This window comes from Rhodanobacter sp. G1 (genome assembly GCF_055397855.1).
The window spans coordinates 1,734,089-1,748,308 of record NZ_AP039674.1 but is presented as its reverse complement, the minus strand read 5'-3'; the positions used below and the strand labels follow the sequence as shown (position 1 = coordinate 1,748,308).

The following is a 14,220-nucleotide window of genomic DNA, read 5'->3' as shown; positions in this document are numbered from 1 at the left end:
GCGCGGCGCACGTTGCATGAACCCTTGGACGGCTGCCGCCGAGGCGGTGCCGAAACGACAAGGGCGCCGCTGGGGCGCCCTTGCGAACCGTGGCGGAGCGGACGGGACTCGAACCCGCGACCTCCGGCGTGACAGGCCAGCATTCTAACCGACTGAACTACCGCTCCACAGTTTTCTGGTGGGTGCTGTAGGGATCGAACCTACGACCATCGCCTTGTAAGGGCGGCGCTCTACCGCTGAGCTAAGCACCCGAAACCGAGCGTGAAGCCGCTCAGTTTAGGGCGTCCTTGAGCGTCTTGCCAGCCTTGAAGGCAGGAACCTTCGAAGCCTTGATCTTGATCGTCTCGTTGGTGCGCGGGTTGCGGCCGGTACGGGCGGCGCGCTTGCGCACGGTGAAGGTACCGAAACCCACCACCGACACGTCTTCGCCCTTCTTGAGCGACTTCTGCACGACTTCGACGAACGCATCGAACGCACGGCCGGCATCGGCCTTGGTCAGTTCGGCCTTGTCGGCGATGGCATTGATCAGATCGGTTTTATTCATTGAGAACTCCCTAGTACGTTTTGCGGCAGGCCCGCCCCGTGGCATGGGCGCGCGCAACCGCCGTGGATGGTTGGTACCCGCTGGGCGCCGTAACGCAACCCCGCATCGCGGACACGCACAGCCGGCGCCGGGATTGCGGTTCGGCCTTTATACCAGTGCGTTGCCAGGCATCGCAATACAAGGCGCAGCAAGGATTTAGGGCCATGTACGGCGGCCAACGAAACTTTTGCATCGCGCGAAGCACCGGCGGCACTTGCGGATTCCGCCGCAGCATGAAATGCAAGGCGCCGCGAACCGGCTCGCGGCTCGCGGCGCCTCGTCGCGCACCGGGTTCAGTGCGGGCGGATGTGCGACTCGGCGTCCTCGGCGCCGGCCTGATCCTCGTGCGTGGCATGCGTTTCCGGCTTCGCCTCGTTCGGCTGCAGCGGGCGTTCCAGCGCAATGTCCAGCACCTCGTCGATCCAGCGCACCGGATGGATCTCCAGCGACGAGGTGATGTTGGCCGGCATGTCGGCCAGATCCTTCTTGTTGTCCTCGGGGATGATCACCGTGGTGATGCCGCCACGATGCGCCGCCAGCAGCTTCTCCTTCAGGCCGCCGATCGGCAGCACGCGGCCGCGCAGTGTGATCTCGCCGGTCATCGCCACTTCCGAACGCACCGGCACCTTGGTCAGCGCGGACACCAGCGCGGTGCACATGCCGATGCCGGCGCTGGGGCCGTCCTTGGGCGTGGCGCCCTCGGGCACGTGCACGTGGATGTCGAACTTCTTGTGGAACTCGGGATCGATGCCCAGCCGATCGACGCGCGCGCGCACTACCGACAGCGCGGCCTGGATGGACTCCTTCATCACGTCGCCGAGCTGGCCGGTGTGCACCAGTTGCCCCTTGCCGGGCACCACGGACGCCTCGATGCTGAGCAGCTCGCCGCCCACCTGCGTCCACGCGAGGCCGGTGACCAGGCCCACTTCGTTCTGCTGCTCCTTGCGGCCGAAATCGAAGCGACGCACGCCGAGATAGTGGTCGAGGTTGGCCGAGTCCACCGCGATGCCCGCCGCGGCCTTCGCCTTGCCCTTCGCGACCTTTGCCGCCGCCGGCTTCGCCTTGCCCTTGGCCTTGCGCACTTCGCCCAGCATGAGCTCCTTCACCACCTTGCGGCAGATCTTGGAAATCTCGCGCTCCAGGTTGCGCACGCCGGATTCGCGCGTGTAGTAGCGCACGATGTCGCGCACGGCCTCGGCGTCCACGCTCAGTTCTTCCGGCTTCAGGCCGTTCGCCTTGAGTTGCTTGGGCAGCAGGTATTTCTGCGCGATGTTGAGCTTCTCGTCCTCGGTGTAGCCCTGGATGCGGATCACTTCCATGCGGTCGAGCAGCGGGCCGGGGATGTTCAGCGAGTTCGCGGTGGCGATCCACATCACTTCGGAGAGGTCGAGGTCGACTTCGAGGTAATGGTCGTTGAAGGCGTGGTTCTGCTCGGGGTCGAGCACCTCCAGCAGCGCCGAGGACGGGTCGCCGCGGAAGTCCATCGACATCTTGTCGATCTCGTCCAGCACGAACAGCGGGTTCTTGCTGCCGGTCTTGTTGAGGTTCTGCACGATGCGGCCCGGCATCGAACCGATGTAGGTACGCCGATGGCCGCGGATCTCCGCCTCGTCGCGCACACCACCCAGCGACATGCGGACGAACTTGCGGTTGGTGGCCTTGGCGATGGACTGGCCGAGCGAGGTCTTGCCCACGCCGGGCGGCCCCACTAGGCACAGGATCGGCCCCTTCATGGTGTTCACGCGCTGCTGCACGGCGAGGTATTCGAGGATGCGCTCCTTGACCTTCTCCAGGCCGAAGTGGTCGGCGTCCAGCACCTCCTGCGCCAGCGCGAGATCCTTGCGCACCTTGCTGCGCTTCTTCCACGGCACGCCGATCAGCCAGTCCAGGTAGTTGCGCACCACCGTGGCCTCGGCCGACATCGGCGACATCTGGCGCAGCTTGCCGAATTCGGCGCGCGCCTTGGCCAGCACCGCCTTGGGCATGCCGGCGTTCTCGATCTTCTTCTGCAGTTCCTCGATTTCGTTCGGGCCGTCCTCGCCCTCGCCCAGTTCCTTCTGGATCGCCTTCATCTGTTCGTTGAGGTAGTACTCGCGCTGGCTCTTCTCCATCTGCGACTTCACGCGGCCACGGATGCGCTTCTCCACCTGCTGCAGATCCATCTCGCCGTCGACCAGGCCGATCAGCAGCTCCAGCCGCTCGCCCACGTCGGCGATTTCCAGCACTTTCTGCTTGTCGGCCATGCGCACCGACAGGTGCGCGGCGATGGAATCGGCCACGCGCGAGGGATCCTCGATGCCGGACAGGCTGGCCAGCACCTCGGGCGGCAGCTTGCGGCTCTGCTTCACCAGTTGCTCGAACAGCGAGACCAGCGTGCGCGAGACCACGTCCAGCTCGCGCTCCTTGGCGCCGTAGACCGGCTCGATCACGCGCGAGCGCGCCACCAGCATGCCGCCGTCCTCGCGGCAGCCTTCGATGGTCACACGCGACTGGCCCTCGACCAGCACCTTCACCGTGCCGTCGGGCAGCTTCAGCAGTTGCAGCACGCCGGCCAGCGTGCCGACCTGGTGCAGGTCTTCCACTGCCGGATCGTCGATGTCCGGGCTCTTCTGCGCCACCAGCAGGATCTTCCGCTCGCCCTCCATCGCGCGCTCCAGCGCCCGCATGGACTTGTCGCGGCCCACGAACAGCGGGATGACCATGTGCGGATAGACCACCACGTCGCGCAGCGGCAGCACCGGCAGCGCATCGAGCATGGGGGATTTGGGGGCATTCTTGGCCATTGGGGGTTCTCGCGGGAATCCTATGGGACGGCCCGACACTGCGCCGGGCCGCATGACACGTCAAGTGGAGGCGAAACCGGGATTACTCAACCTGTGGCTGTACCTTTGCGATCGTCCATGATCGCGAGGATCAAACGGGCAGCCATCCATGGCTGCACTTTCAAATATCCTTTGCAATCGTCCACGGTCGCGAAAGTCGAACGGGCAGCCATCCATGGCTGCACTTTCAAAGTGCCCTTTGCGATCGTCCATGATCGCGAAAGTCGAATGGACGGCATCCATGGCCACGCTCCCGACAAAGCAAAACGGCTCCGGCGCGGACGCCGGAGCCGTGCTTGCGAAGCCTGCGGCGATCAGGCGGCGTTGCCGCCCTCGCCCGCCGCATGCTGCTGCAGGTTGCCGCGGTAGATCAGGTAGGGCTCGGCCTGGCCTTCGATCACCGCGTCGTCCACCACCACCTTGCTGACGTGCTCCAGCGAAGGCAGCTCGTACATGGTGTCGAGCAGCACCTGCTCCAGGATGGTGCGCAGGCCGCGGGCGCCGGTCTTGCGCTTGAGCGCCTTCTTGGCGATCGCCTGCAGCGCTTCGGGGCGGAACTCCAGCTCCACTTCCTCCATCTCGAACAGCTTCTTGAACTGCTTGGTGACGGCGTTCTTCGGCTCGGTGAGGATCTTCACCAGCGCCGGCTCGTCCAGTTCTTCCAGCGTGGCGATCACCGGCAGGCGGCCGACGAATTCGGGGATCAGGCCGAAGCGCACCAGATCCGCCGGCTCCACGTCGGCCAGCATCTTGCCGAGGTTCTGCGTGCGTTCCTTGCTGCGCACTTCGGCGCCGAAACCGATGCCGGTGGTCTCCGAACGCTGCTGGATCACCTTCTCCAGCCCCGCGAACGCGCCGCCGCAGATGAACAGGATGTTCTTGGTGTCCACCTGCAGGAATTCCTGCTGCGGATGCTTGCGCCCGCCCTGCGGCGGCACCGAGGCCAAGGTGCCTTCAATCAGCTTCAGCAGCGCCTGCTGCACGCCTTCGCCCGACACGTCGCGGGTAATCGACGGGTTCTCGCTCTTGCGCGAGATCTTGTCGATCTCGTCGATGTAGACGATGCCCGACTGCGCCTTCTCGACGTCGTAGTCGCACTTCTGCAGCAGCTTCTGGATGATGTTCTCGACGTCCTCGCCCACGTAGCCCGCTTCGGTCAGCGTGGTGGCGTCGGCGATGGTGAACGGCACGTTGAGCAGGCGCGCCAGCGTCTCGGCCAACAGGGTCTTGCCCGAGCCGGTGGGGCCGATCAGCAGGATGTTGGACTTGCCCAGTTCGACGTCGTCGCCCTTCTGGCGCGACTCCATGCGCTTGTAGTGGTTGTACACCGCCACCGCCAGCGCCTTCTTGGCGCGCGCCTGGCCCACCACGTACTGATCCAGCGATTCGCGGATTTCCTTGGGCTTGGGCAACTGGGTGCGACCGGAGGCGGCCTTCTCTTCCAGCTCCTCGCGGATGATGTCGTTGCACAGCTCGACGCATTCGTCGCAGATGAACACGGACGGACCCGCGATCAGCTTGCGCACCTCATGCTGGCTCTTGCCGCAGAAGGAGCAGTAAAGAATCTTGCCGCTGTCGCCGGCACGCCCCTGTCGGTCGTCGCTCATACTTTCGATTCCGCTGGTGAAACTAGTGGGTTATTCAGGTTGCGGCCCGAGAATAGCACAGGGCTCCGCGCCGGCTGGCGGACGCGGAAACCCATGGGCACAAATCATTGATGAGTGCGGCCATGGATGGCCGCCCGTTTGACTCTCGCGATCAGGATGATCGCAAGATCAGGCCGACTTGACCGTCTCGACGGCGCGACGATCCAGCACCGAATCGATCAGGCCGTACTCGCGGGCCGCCTCGGCGCTCATGAAGCGGTCGCGCTCCATGTCGCGCTCGATCCGGTCGAGCGGCTGGCCGGTGTGCTGCACGTAGATGTCGTTGAGGCGCCGACGCAGGTAGAGGATTTCCTGGGCCTGGATCTCGATGTCGGTGGCCTGGCCGCGGGCGCCGCCCGAGGGCTGGTGGATCATCACGCGCGAGTTCGGCAGCGAGAAACGCTTGCCCTTGGCGCCGGCCATCAGCAGCAACGACGCGGCGCTGCAGGCCTGGCCGATGCACATGGTGCTGACGTCGGGCTTGATGTACTGCATGGTGTCGTAGATCGCCAGACCCGCGGTGACCGCGCCGCCCGGGCTGTTGATGTACAGGTGGATGTCCTTGTCCGGATTTTCCGATTCGAGGAACAGCATCTGCGCGACCAGCAGGTTCGCCACCTGGTCGTTCACTTCGCCGACCAGGAAGATCACGCGCTCCTTCAGCAGGCGCGAATAGATGTCGTAGGAGCGCTCGCCGCGGGCGGTCTGCTCGACGACCATCGGCACCAAGTTGAGGTTCTGGATCGGTTCCATGGTCTGTGCGCTCTCTGGTTGATGTGCCTGGAGTATGCCATCGGGCCCGGCCTGCGCCAGGCCCGACGGGTGGACGCCTGTATCAGGCGCCCGCGGGGCGCATCACCTCGTCGAAACTCAGATCCTGCACGGTGGTGTTGGCGTGATCCGCCACCCACTCGGCCACCTGGTCTTCCATCACGCGGTTCTGCAGCCCAGACATCAACTGGGGGTCGCCGTTGTAGAGTTCAATGACCTTTTCCGGCTCCTCGTAGGTCGAGGCGATCGCAGCCAATTGCTCGGCCACGCGCGTACGGTCGATCTTCAGCTCCTGCTTGCGGGCGATCTCGCCCATCAGCAGGCCGGCGATCACGCGCTTGCGCGCCATCGGCAGCGCGGCCTCGACCAACTGCGGCGGCGGCTGCTGGCCGCGCGGCACGCTGCCTGCGGCCATCGCCCGCGCCTCGGACTGCACCAGCATGTTCGGCACGTCCAGCGAGGCGTGCGCGTCGGACAGCTTCTCGGCCACCTCGGACTTCAGGCGCCCCATCAGCGCGGCCTTCAGCTCACGCTCGAGGTTGGCGCGCACTTCCTTGCGGAAGTGCTCCAGGTCGCCGTCGGCGATGCCGAACAGCTTGGCGAACTCGGCGTCGATCTCCGGCAGCTTGGGCTCCTGCACCTTGACGATCTTGAAGCTCACCCTGGCACTCTTGCCGGCCAGGTTCTCGTTGCGGAAATCCGCCGGGAACTCGACGTCGGCCTCGTAGCTGTCGTCCGCCTTGCGGCCGGCCAGCGCCTCGTCCAGCGCCTTGAACAGGTTGCCCGCGCCCAGCACGCTGCCCGCGCGTTCCAGCCCTTCCGCCGGGAAGCGGTAGTCGCCGGCCTGCGCGGCGTACTCGAACATCACGAAATCGCCCTCGGCCGAGGCGCGCTCGACCTGCTCGAAGCTGCGGCGCTGCTGGCGCAGCGTCTCCAGCATCTTCTCCACGTCGGCATCGCTCACCGTCGCCAGCGGACGCTTGATCTCGAGCGCGGCGACGTCGACCGCCGGGAACTCCGGCATCACCTCGAAGGTGGCGGTATAGGCGATCTCGCCGTTCTCCGGCTTGCCGGTGGTGTCGATGGCGGGGTTGGCGACCGGCTGCAGCTTCTCCTGCGTCACCGCTTCGCGCAGCGTGCTGCCGATCAGGTCGGACAGCACTTCGCCGCGCACCTGCTCGCCGAAACGCTGCTTGATGACGGCCACCGGCACCTTGCCCGGGCGAAAACCCTTCAGGCGCACGGTGCGGCCCAGTTCCGCGATGCGCGCGCCTACCTGCGTCTCGTAACGCTCGGCGGGAAACTTCACCGTGAGCTTGCGCTCGAGAGTGCCGATGTTTTCAACCGAAACCTGCATGTCGTCTCCTGGAACCCGATGGTTGTGGCGCCCGGCAGGGCGCCCTGGCTGCAATTCCGCAGCACGGAGGAATCATCGCGACAGTGGTGCGAAAGGCGGGACTCGAACCCGCACGGGGGTTACCCGCCAGAACCTAAATCTGGTGCGTCTACCAGTTCCGCCACTTTCGCTTGTCGTGTCCGGCTCTCAAGGCAGAACCATGCCTATGCAGCCAGCGCCTAAGTCGATGATTACCCTGCGCTAAAGCGGTTCATTGTACGGGCGTGCCAAGCCGCAGCACAAGCACGCGACGCGCGCCCGTTTCGTCATCGCCACAAAGCGAAACGCCGACCACGAGGGTCGGCGTTTCGGTGTTGGTGGGCCGTGTAAGATTCGAACTTACGACCAATTGATTAAGAGTCAACTGCTCTACCAACTGAGCTAACGGCCCTGAAACTTGAATTTTGGGGTGAACGATGGGACTCGAACCCACGACGACCGGAATCACAATCCGGGACTCTACCAGCTGAGCTACGTCCACCATGAAAAGCGTTTAGTGGTGCGCCCGACAGGACTCGAACCTGCAACCGTCGGCTTAGAAGGCCGATGCTCTATCCGGTTGAGCTACAGGCGCGGACGCCGATTGCAGAACAGGCAGTGGTCGGGGCAGAGGGATTCGAACCCCCGACTTTTGCGTCCCAAACGCAACGCTCTACCAGACTGAGCTATACCCCGAACGAGCCCGCAACAGCCTTCATCAACGGAACCTTGGAATGCTACGGTCGACCCTGCCATCCGTCAAACCACGAGCATTGCCCAAGACACCTTGCCCACCATTCCCCGGATCGGTCACTGCCCGTTCCGGAGATGCAGAGCGAAGCGCGGATGCTTCGCCTTGCAGTACAAAATGGCGCGCCCGGAGAGATTCGAACTCCCGACCACCTAGTTCGTAGCCAGGTACTCTATCCAACTGAGCTACGGGCGCGCACTGAACTTGCCGTTTCGCCGGCCGGTTTCCCGAACCGCCGAAGCGAGGAGCGGAATTATTCAGGGTAGCGCATCGAAGGTCAACACCTTTTCATGAATTTTTTTCACGACGTCGCCGGCACCCTGTCCATCCCTCGTTCCGCCGCGCGTCGAACCCGCCCCTTCCGCCTCCTGCAAACGGCGAAGGGAGCGACCATGACCGCCCCCTTCGCATCATCCCGTGTTTGGACGTCTAGACGTCTAAATCAGGCGTCCAGCCCGGAGCGGCTCTGCGTGGCAGGATTGCCCACCGTGGAATCCTCGCTCTTGGGCGGCGGTGGCGGCGGCGTGGAGCTGCCGCCTGCGGCATTGCGGTTCCAGTCGGCGGGCGGCCCCGGCTGGCGGCCGGCCATGATGTCGTCGATCTGGCGCGCATCGATGGTTTCGTATTGCAGCAACGCTTCCGCCATCGTGTGCAGCTTGTCGATGTTGTCGGTCAGCAGTTGCGTGCTGCGCGCATAGGCACGATCCAGAATGCCGCGCACCACGCCGTCGATCTTGCTGGCGGTTTCGTTGGAGATGCTCTTGTGCTGGGTCACCGAGCGGCCGAGGAACACCTCGTCCTCGTCCTCGCCGTAGGTGATCGGGCCGAGCTCGTCGGACAGGCCCCACTTGGTGGCCATGTTGCGCGCCATCTTGGTGGCGCGCTCGATATCGTTGGAGGCGCCGGTGGTGACCTTGTCGGTGCCGAAGATCAGCTCCTCCGCCACGCGGCCGCCGTACAGCGAGCACAGCTGCGACTCGATCGCCACGCGGTTCATGCTGTAGCGGTCGCCTTCCGGCAGGTACATGGTGACACCCAGCGCTCGGCCGCGCGGGATGATGGTGACCTTGTAGACCGGGTCGTGCTCGGGCACCAGGCGGCCGACGATGGCGTGGCCCGCCTCGTGGTAGGCGGTGAGCTTCTTCTCGTCCTCGCTCATCGCCATCGAGCGGCGTTCGGCGCCCATCAGGATCTTGTCGCGCGCCTTGTCCAGATGAACCATGCGCACCTCGCGCGCGTTCTCGCGCGCGGCGAACAGCGCCGCCTCGTTGACCAGGTTGGCGAGGTCGGCGCCGGAGAAGCCCGGCGTACCGCGCGCGATGGTCATCGCGTCGACGTCGGCGGCCACCGGCACCTTGCGCAGGTGCACCTTGAGGATCTGCTCGCGGCCCTTCACGTCGGGCAGGCCCACCACCACCTGGCGGTCGAAGCGGCCCGGGCGCAGCAGCGCGGGGTCGAGCACGTCGGGGCGGTTGGTCGCGGCGATCACGATGATGCCTTCGGTGCCCTCGAAGCCGTCCATCTCGACCAGCAACTGGTTGAGCGTCTGCTCGCGCTCGTCGTGGCCGCCGCCGAGGCCGGCGCCGCGGTGGCGGCCCACCGCGTCGATCTCGTCGATGAAGATGATGCACGGCGCATGCTTCTTGGCCTGCTCGAACATGTCGCGCACGCGGCTGGCGCCCACGCCGACGAACATCTCCACGAAATCGGAACCCGAGATCGAGAAGAACGGCACCTTGGCCTCGCCCGCGATGGCCTTGGCCAGCAGGGTCTTGCCGGTGCCGGGCGGGCCCACCATCAGCACGCCGCGCGGGATCTTGCCGCCCAGCTTCTGGAACTTGCCGGGATCGCGCAGGAACTCGACCAGCTCGCCAACCTCTTCCTTGGCCTCGTCGCAACCGGCCACGTCGCTGAAGTTGACCTTGATCTGGTCTTCGCCCTGCAGCTTGGCGCGCGAACGGCCGAAGCTCATCGCGCCGCGTCCGCCGCCGCCGGACTGCATCTGGCGCATGAACCAGATCAGCACGCCCGCGAACACCAGGATCGGCAGCCAGCTCACCAGCAGGCCGACCAGCGAGAAGCTCTCGGCCGGATCCTGGCGCACTTCCACGCCTTTGTCCTGCATCTGCTTCACCACCGCATTGGTGGAGAAGCCCAGGATCGGCGCGACGGTGCGGTAGCTGGAACCGTCCTTCAGCTTGCCGCTGATGGTGGCCGGCTGGTCGGCGCTGATCACGGCGCTGGACACGTTGCCGTTGTCCACGCTCTGCGCGAAGGCGCTGTAGGCCATGTTGGACGACCCGCCACCGTGCGGGTTGAAGCTCTGGAACACGGTGAACAACACCACCGCGATGATCACCCAGAGCAACACTTGTTTTGCTGTTTCGTTCATGCGCGGTTCCCGCCCGGTTGCGCCGCGGCGGCCTTGCGGCCGGTCGCCAGCGCGTACACCTCGCGCGAACGTGCGCGCGAGGCCTTTGGTTTACGCATCGTCACGCGCGAGAAGTCCGCGCGCAAGCTGCGCAGGTAATCGTCGAAGCCCGCGCCCTGGAAAAGCTTGATCAGGAACGCGCCCCCCGGTTTCAGCCACTGCCGGGAGAAATCCAGCGCCAGTTCGGCCAGCGCCATCGCCCGGATCTGGTCGGCCAGGGCCACACCACTCATATTGGGGGCCATGTCGGACAGCACAAGATCCAGCTTCTGTCCCTCCAGCCGCGCCTCCAGCGCCTGCACCACGCTTTCCTCGCGGAAGTCGCCCTGCAGGAAATCCACGCCGGCGATGCCCTGCATCGGCAGGATGTCCAGCGCGAACACCTTGCCGCCCTCGCCCAGCCGCTGGCGCACCAGCTGCGACCAGCCGCCCGGCGCGGCGCCCAGATCCACCACGGCCATGCCCGGCTTGAGCAGGCGGTCGCGGTCGATCAGCTCCTCCAGCTTGTACACCGCGCGCGAACGCACGCCCTCGGCCTGCGCCTTCTTCACGTAGACGTCGTTGAAGTGTTCGCGCAGCCAGCCGGCGCTGCTCTTGCTGCGGCTCATGGGACGACATCGCTACAGGGGAATGGCGTGCATGATACCCTTTGACGCTCACTCACCGCGAATCGAAACCGCCGCATGGCCCTCTCCCCCTCGCAGATCCGCTACCTGCGCAGCCTTTCCCACGGCCTGAACCCGGTCATCCTGCTCGGCAACAAGGGGGCCAGCGAAGCCGTGGTCAAGGAACTGGGCTCGGCGCTGGAGATCCACGAACTGGTCAAGGTGAAGCTCTCCGGCGGCGACAAGGAAGAGCGCCAGGCGCAGCTCGACACCCTGCTGGCCGGCACCGGCGCCGAAGCGGTGCAGCAGATCGGCCACGTCGCCGTGCTGTTCCGCCGCAATGCGGACGAACCGAAGATCGCGCTGCCCCGCTGATGGACTTGTCGCTCGACCGGCCCGAGGGTTACCTGTTCGTGCGCCGCGTCGGCGAGGACGGCATCACCTTGATCGACCGCGAACTCACCGACAGCTTCCTGCTGGCGCCCGATCGCGCAATCGAGCATTGGCCGGTGCACGACGCCGCCACGCTGGGCGCCGAACACGTCGAAGCCCTGCTCGCCCTGCAACCGGAGCTGGTGCTGCTGGGCACCGGCGCGCGCCAGGTGTTCCCGCCCGCCGCCTTCATGGCCGGCTTCCTGCGCAAGGGCGTCGGCGTCGAGGCGATGGACAACGCCGCCGCCGCGCGCACCTACAACCTGCTGGCCAGCGAAGGGCGGCGCGTGGTGGCGGGGTTCGTGTTGCCGGCAGGTTGACGACAGCGAGCTTCAAACGCTGCGCCACGATCGACCCGAAGAGCCGTGTCTGATGCCCGGGAAGTGCTGTCCTGCACTTCCCGAGCTCGCCAAATCGGGCAAGCCCGCTTTGGCTCCGTCCGCCAATCACGAAGTGATTGACGGACGAGCGATCCATCCATGGATCGTTATTTCGCTGGCAGATAGCTCAGCGGGTCGACCGGATTGCCGTCCTTGCGGATCTGGAAGCCCAGTTCCACGCGCGATGCGCCGCTGGATCCCATCTGCGCGATCACCTGGCCGGCGCTGACGCGCTGGCCTTCCGTCACCAGGCGCTTGCTGTTGTGGCCGTAGGCCGACAGCAGGCTGTCGCTGTGCTTGATGATGACCAGTTCGCCGTAGCCGACCAGGCCGTTGCCGCTGTACACCACCACGCCGTCGGCCGCCGCGCGCACCGGGTCGCCGGCCTTGCCGGCGATCTCGATACCCGGCACCGCATCGCCGGGCGTGAAGCGCTTGATGATCTGCCCGTCGGCCGGCCAGCGCCACGTCACTCCGCCCGCTGCGTGCGAGCTGCCGCCCGCCGCCACGGGCGTCGGAGCCGGCGGCGGCGCGACGGGCTTGGCCACGCCAGCCACCGGCACCACGGTGCTCGCGGGCACGGCCGGCGCGGCAGTCGACGCCGTGACCGTTGCCGCGTGCGATGGCGCATGCGTCGTCGCAACGGCGCTCGCGGCCGAAGCCGGCGCCTCCGCAGGCACACTTTCGAATACCGGCGCGGACGCTGCCGGCGCAGCGGAAACAGGCGCGGGATTCGCCCGGGCAACCGCGACCGCCGCCCGCTGGGCCGACGCGCCACCGCTCGGCGGCGCCAGGCGCAGCTTCTGTCCCGGCCAGATCGTGTAAGGCGCGGCGATGCCGTTCCACTTCGCCAGGTCGCGGTAATCCACGCTGTTGCGGAAGGCGATCGAATACATGGTGTCGCCCTTCGCCACCGTGTAGCTGCCGCCCGGAACCGGCGTACGCGCCGCGGCAGTCGTGTGTGCGGCAGGCCCCCGGTAGCTCTGCTGTCCCGGAGCCGGCTCCACCACCACGGTGCTGCAGGCGGAAAGCAGCACGACGGCGAGCGCGAGCGGGAGTGCAAGGTATCGGTTCATGCGCGCCAGCATAGCGAGGCCTCCCTGTATTTTCATGCGGCGCTCAATGCCGCCAGATCCACCACGCCAGCAACACTCCGAGCAGCACCAGCACGATCCAGCCGATCCACTCGATGTACCGGTGCAGAACCTGCTCGGCGCGTTCGCCGAACAGCCGGATCAGCAGCGCCAGCAGCCATACGCGCTTGCCGCGGCCCAGCGCGACGCAACCGAGGAAGGGCAGCACCGGCACGCCCACGATGCCCGAGGCCCAGGTCACGAACTTCATCGGCACCACCGGCTGCAGGGCCGCGAGAATCAGCACGCCGAACAGGCCCCAGCGATGCTGCGCCATCTGCGTGCGCAGGCTCTGCACGCCCTGCTCGATGGGCGCCAGCAGGTGCAAGGTGCCGAGCAGCGGCTTCAGCGCCTCGAACGCCCAATGCCCCAGCATGTAGCCGACCAGTGCGCCAAGCAGCGAGAAAGCCAGGCTGATGTTCGCGTAGAAGAACGCCTTGTGCCGCTTGCCCAGCATCATCGGCGCCAGCATCACTTCCGGCATGATCGGGAAGATGAAGGCTTCGACGAAACTGAGCGCGCACAGGTAACGGATGGCGTGCGGGTGGCGCGCCCACGTCAATGCGCGGGCGTAGAGCTTGCCGAACAGGCGCATCAGCCGATGCCTCCGAGCAGCGGCACGAAGCTGACCGGGCCAAGCTCCTCCTGCACGAAATCGCCCTGCCCGTCGCCGCGCAGGCGGATCAGCACCTGGCTGCTGGGCGAGCCTACCGGGGCCACCAGCACGCCGGTGGGACTGAGTTGTTCGAGGATGCGGCTGGGGATGCTGTCGCCCGCGGCGGTGAGGATCACCGCATCGAACGGCGCCTCGTCGGCCCAGCCCAGCTTGCCGTCGTCGTGGCGCGAGCGGATGTTGGCGATGCCGAGCTGGCGGAAGCGCCGCCGCGCCTGGCGCAGCAGCTCCTCGATGCGCTCCACCGTGTAGACCTGCTCCACCAGCGCGGCCAGCACCACCGCCTGGTAGCCGGAGCCGGTGCCGATCTCCAGCACGCGGCCGGGCTTTTCCTTGCGCTCGTCGAAATGCTCGAGCAGCGCCTCGGTCATCCGCGCCACCACCCAGGGCTGGGAGATGGTCTGGCCGTGGCCGATGGGCAGCGCGGTGTTCTCGTAGGCGCGCGCATGCAGCGCCTGGTCGATGAAATGATGGCGCGGCAGGTTGCGGATCACGTCGATCACCCGCGCGTCGCGCACGCCGCTTTCCTTGAGCTGCGCGACGAGCCGGTCGCGCGCGCGCTGCGAGGTCATGCCCTCGCCTTTCAGTGCCGATGGCGGCAACGTGTGCATGTTCATC

13 protein-coding genes and 8 tRNA genes are annotated in these 14,220 nt (G+C 66.2%); 2 read left to right on the top strand and 19 right to left on the bottom strand.

The annotated features are described in order from the left end of the window. Positions 1-90: 90 nt before the first annotated feature. The 16 genes from ACZ5Z2_RS07915 to rlmE form a co-directional block, all read right to left on the bottom strand. Positions 91-167, bottom strand: a tRNA-Asp gene (locus ACZ5Z2_RS07915). Between the two features lie 9 nt (positions 168-176). Then, positions 177-251 (bottom strand) — tRNA-Val (locus ACZ5Z2_RS07910). Between the two features lie 20 nt (positions 252-271). Continuing rightward, positions 272-544: an HU family DNA-binding protein gene (locus ACZ5Z2_RS07905; protein WP_192106112.1), complete on the bottom strand. Its 273-nt coding sequence runs from the start codon at positions 542-544 to the stop codon at positions 272-274. 332 nt (positions 545-876) lie between these two features. Then, on the bottom strand, positions 877-3,366 hold the full coding sequence (gene lon / locus ACZ5Z2_RS07900; protein ID WP_464761401.1) for an endopeptidase La: 2,490 nt from the start codon (positions 3,364-3,366) through the stop codon (positions 877-879). A gap of 60 nt (positions 3,367-3,426) precedes the next feature. Then, entirely contained in the window at positions 3,427-3,648 is a 222-nt protein-coding gene (locus ACZ5Z2_RS07895; protein WP_464761400.1) for a hypothetical protein, read from the bottom strand. Between the two features lie 71 nt (positions 3,649-3,719). Continuing rightward, positions 3,720-5,012, bottom strand: a complete 1,293-nt coding sequence (clpX, locus tag ACZ5Z2_RS07890; protein ID WP_464761399.1) for an ATP-dependent Clp protease ATP-binding subunit ClpX — start codon at positions 5,010-5,012, stop codon at positions 3,720-3,722. A gap of 168 nt (positions 5,013-5,180) precedes the next feature. Beyond that, positions 5,181-5,804, bottom strand: a complete 624-nt coding sequence (gene clpP / locus ACZ5Z2_RS07885; RefSeq protein ID WP_464761398.1) for an ATP-dependent Clp endopeptidase proteolytic subunit ClpP — start codon at positions 5,802-5,804, stop codon at positions 5,181-5,183. A gap of 82 nt (positions 5,805-5,886) precedes the next feature. Continuing rightward, the gene (gene tig / locus ACZ5Z2_RS07880; RefSeq protein ID WP_464761397.1) at positions 5,887-7,179 is read right to left on the bottom strand and encodes a trigger factor; all 1,293 of its coding nucleotides are present in this window, start codon (positions 7,177-7,179) and stop codon (positions 5,887-5,889) included. A gap of 84 nt (positions 7,180-7,263) precedes the next feature. Continuing rightward, positions 7,264-7,349, bottom strand: a tRNA-Leu gene (locus tag ACZ5Z2_RS07875). Positions 7,350-7,533: 184 nt separating this feature from the next. Beyond that, positions 7,534-7,609: transfer RNA gene (locus ACZ5Z2_RS07870), tRNA-Lys, on the bottom strand. A gap of 14 nt (positions 7,610-7,623) precedes the next feature. Beyond that, a tRNA-His gene (locus ACZ5Z2_RS07865) sits at positions 7,624-7,699 on the bottom strand. A 16-nt stretch (positions 7,700-7,715) separates the two neighbouring features. Continuing rightward, positions 7,716-7,792 (bottom strand) — tRNA-Arg (locus ACZ5Z2_RS07860). Positions 7,793-7,816: 24 nt separating this feature from the next. Further along, positions 7,817-7,893: transfer RNA gene (locus ACZ5Z2_RS07855), tRNA-Pro, on the bottom strand. 173 nt (positions 7,894-8,066) lie between these two features. Beyond that, a tRNA-Arg gene (locus tag ACZ5Z2_RS07850) sits at positions 8,067-8,143 on the bottom strand. Positions 8,144-8,390: 247 nt separating this feature from the next. Next, positions 8,391-10,340 (bottom strand): ATP-dependent zinc metalloprotease FtsH, encoded by a 1,950-nt coding sequence (gene ftsH, locus ACZ5Z2_RS07845; RefSeq protein ID WP_464761396.1) that lies wholly within the window; start codon positions 10,338-10,340, stop codon positions 8,391-8,393. Next, a complete protein-coding gene (rlmE, locus tag ACZ5Z2_RS07840; RefSeq protein WP_464761395.1) occupies positions 10,337-10,987 on the bottom strand; it encodes a 23S rRNA (uridine(2552)-2'-O)-methyltransferase RlmE in 651 nt (216 codons plus the stop codon). Before rlmE ends, ftsH begins: the two co-directional genes overlap by 4 nt. Before the next feature lie 75 nt (positions 10,988-11,062). Here rlmE and yhbY point away from each other — a divergent pair, with 75 nt between their 5' ends. Next, on the top strand, positions 11,063-11,359 hold the full coding sequence (gene yhbY / locus ACZ5Z2_RS07835) for a ribosome assembly RNA-binding protein YhbY (RefSeq protein WP_464761394.1): 297 nt from the start codon (positions 11,063-11,065) through the stop codon (positions 11,357-11,359). Beyond that, positions 11,359-11,736, top strand: a complete 378-nt coding sequence (locus ACZ5Z2_RS07830; RefSeq protein WP_464761393.1) for an Mth938-like domain-containing protein — start codon at positions 11,359-11,361, stop codon at positions 11,734-11,736. The genes yhbY and ACZ5Z2_RS07830 overlap by 1 nt, the downstream gene beginning before the upstream one ends. 167 nt (positions 11,737-11,903) lie before the next feature. On the opposite strand, the gene ACZ5Z2_RS07825 is transcribed toward ACZ5Z2_RS07830, so the two are convergent. The 3 genes from ACZ5Z2_RS07825 to ACZ5Z2_RS07815 are packed head-to-tail and all read right to left on the bottom strand — an operon-like array spanning position 11,904 to position 14,219. Continuing rightward, positions 11,904-12,872 (bottom strand): peptidoglycan DD-metalloendopeptidase family protein, encoded by a 969-nt coding sequence (locus tag ACZ5Z2_RS07825; RefSeq protein ID WP_464761392.1) that lies wholly within the window; start codon positions 12,870-12,872, stop codon positions 11,904-11,906. Positions 12,873-12,915: 43 nt separating this feature from the next. Next, a complete protein-coding gene (locus ACZ5Z2_RS07820) occupies positions 12,916-13,524 on the bottom strand; it encodes a YqaA family protein (protein WP_464761391.1) in 609 nt (202 codons plus the stop codon). Further along, positions 13,524-14,219: a protein-L-isoaspartate(D-aspartate) O-methyltransferase gene (locus ACZ5Z2_RS07815; RefSeq protein ID WP_464761390.1), complete on the bottom strand. Its 696-nt coding sequence runs from the start codon at positions 14,217-14,219 to the stop codon at positions 13,524-13,526. Before ACZ5Z2_RS07815 ends, ACZ5Z2_RS07820 begins: the two co-directional genes overlap by 1 nt. Position 14,220 lies beyond the last annotated feature (1 nt).

Excerpts from the sequence above, each read along its gene's own strand:
- ACZ5Z2_RS07905 (WP_192106112.1), bottom strand. The coding sequence starts at position 544 with ATGAATAAAACCGATCTGATCAATGCCATCGCCGACAAGGCCGAACTG.
- lon (WP_464761401.1), bottom strand. The coding sequence starts at position 3,366 with ATGGCCAAGAATGCCCCCAAATCCCCCATGCTCGATGCGCTGCCGGTG.
- ACZ5Z2_RS07895 (WP_464761400.1), bottom strand. The coding sequence starts at position 3,648 with ATGGATGCCGTCCATTCGACTTTCGCGATCATGGACGATCGCAAAGGG.
- clpX (WP_464761399.1), bottom strand. The coding sequence starts at position 5,012 with ATGAGCGACGACCGACAGGGGCGTGCCGGCGACAGCGGCAAGATTCTT.
- clpP (WP_464761398.1), bottom strand. The coding sequence starts at position 5,804 with ATGGAACCGATCCAGAACCTCAACTTGGTGCCGATGGTCGTCGAGCAG.
- tig (WP_464761397.1), bottom strand. The coding sequence starts at position 7,179 with ATGCAGGTTTCGGTTGAAAACATCGGCACTCTCGAGCGCAAGCTCACG.
- ftsH (WP_464761396.1), bottom strand. The coding sequence starts at position 10,340 with ATGAACGAAACAGCAAAACAAGTGTTGCTCTGGGTGATCATCGCGGTG.
- rlmE (WP_464761395.1), bottom strand. The coding sequence starts at position 10,987 with ATGAGCCGCAGCAAGAGCAGCGCCGGCTGGCTGCGCGAACACTTCAAC.
- yhbY (WP_464761394.1), top strand. The coding sequence starts at position 11,063 with ATGGCCCTCTCCCCCTCGCAGATCCGCTACCTGCGCAGCCTTTCCCAC.
- ACZ5Z2_RS07830 (WP_464761393.1), top strand. The coding sequence starts at position 11,359 with ATGGACTTGTCGCTCGACCGGCCCGAGGGTTACCTGTTCGTGCGCCGC.
- ACZ5Z2_RS07825 (WP_464761392.1), bottom strand. The coding sequence starts at position 12,872 with ATGAACCGATACCTTGCACTCCCGCTCGCGCTCGCCGTCGTGCTGCTT.
- ACZ5Z2_RS07820 (WP_464761391.1), bottom strand. The coding sequence starts at position 13,524 with ATGCGCCTGTTCGGCAAGCTCTACGCCCGCGCATTGACGTGGGCGCGC.
- ACZ5Z2_RS07815 (WP_464761390.1), bottom strand. The coding sequence starts at position 14,219 with ATGAACATGCACACGTTGCCGCCATCGGCACTGAAAGGCGAGGGCATG.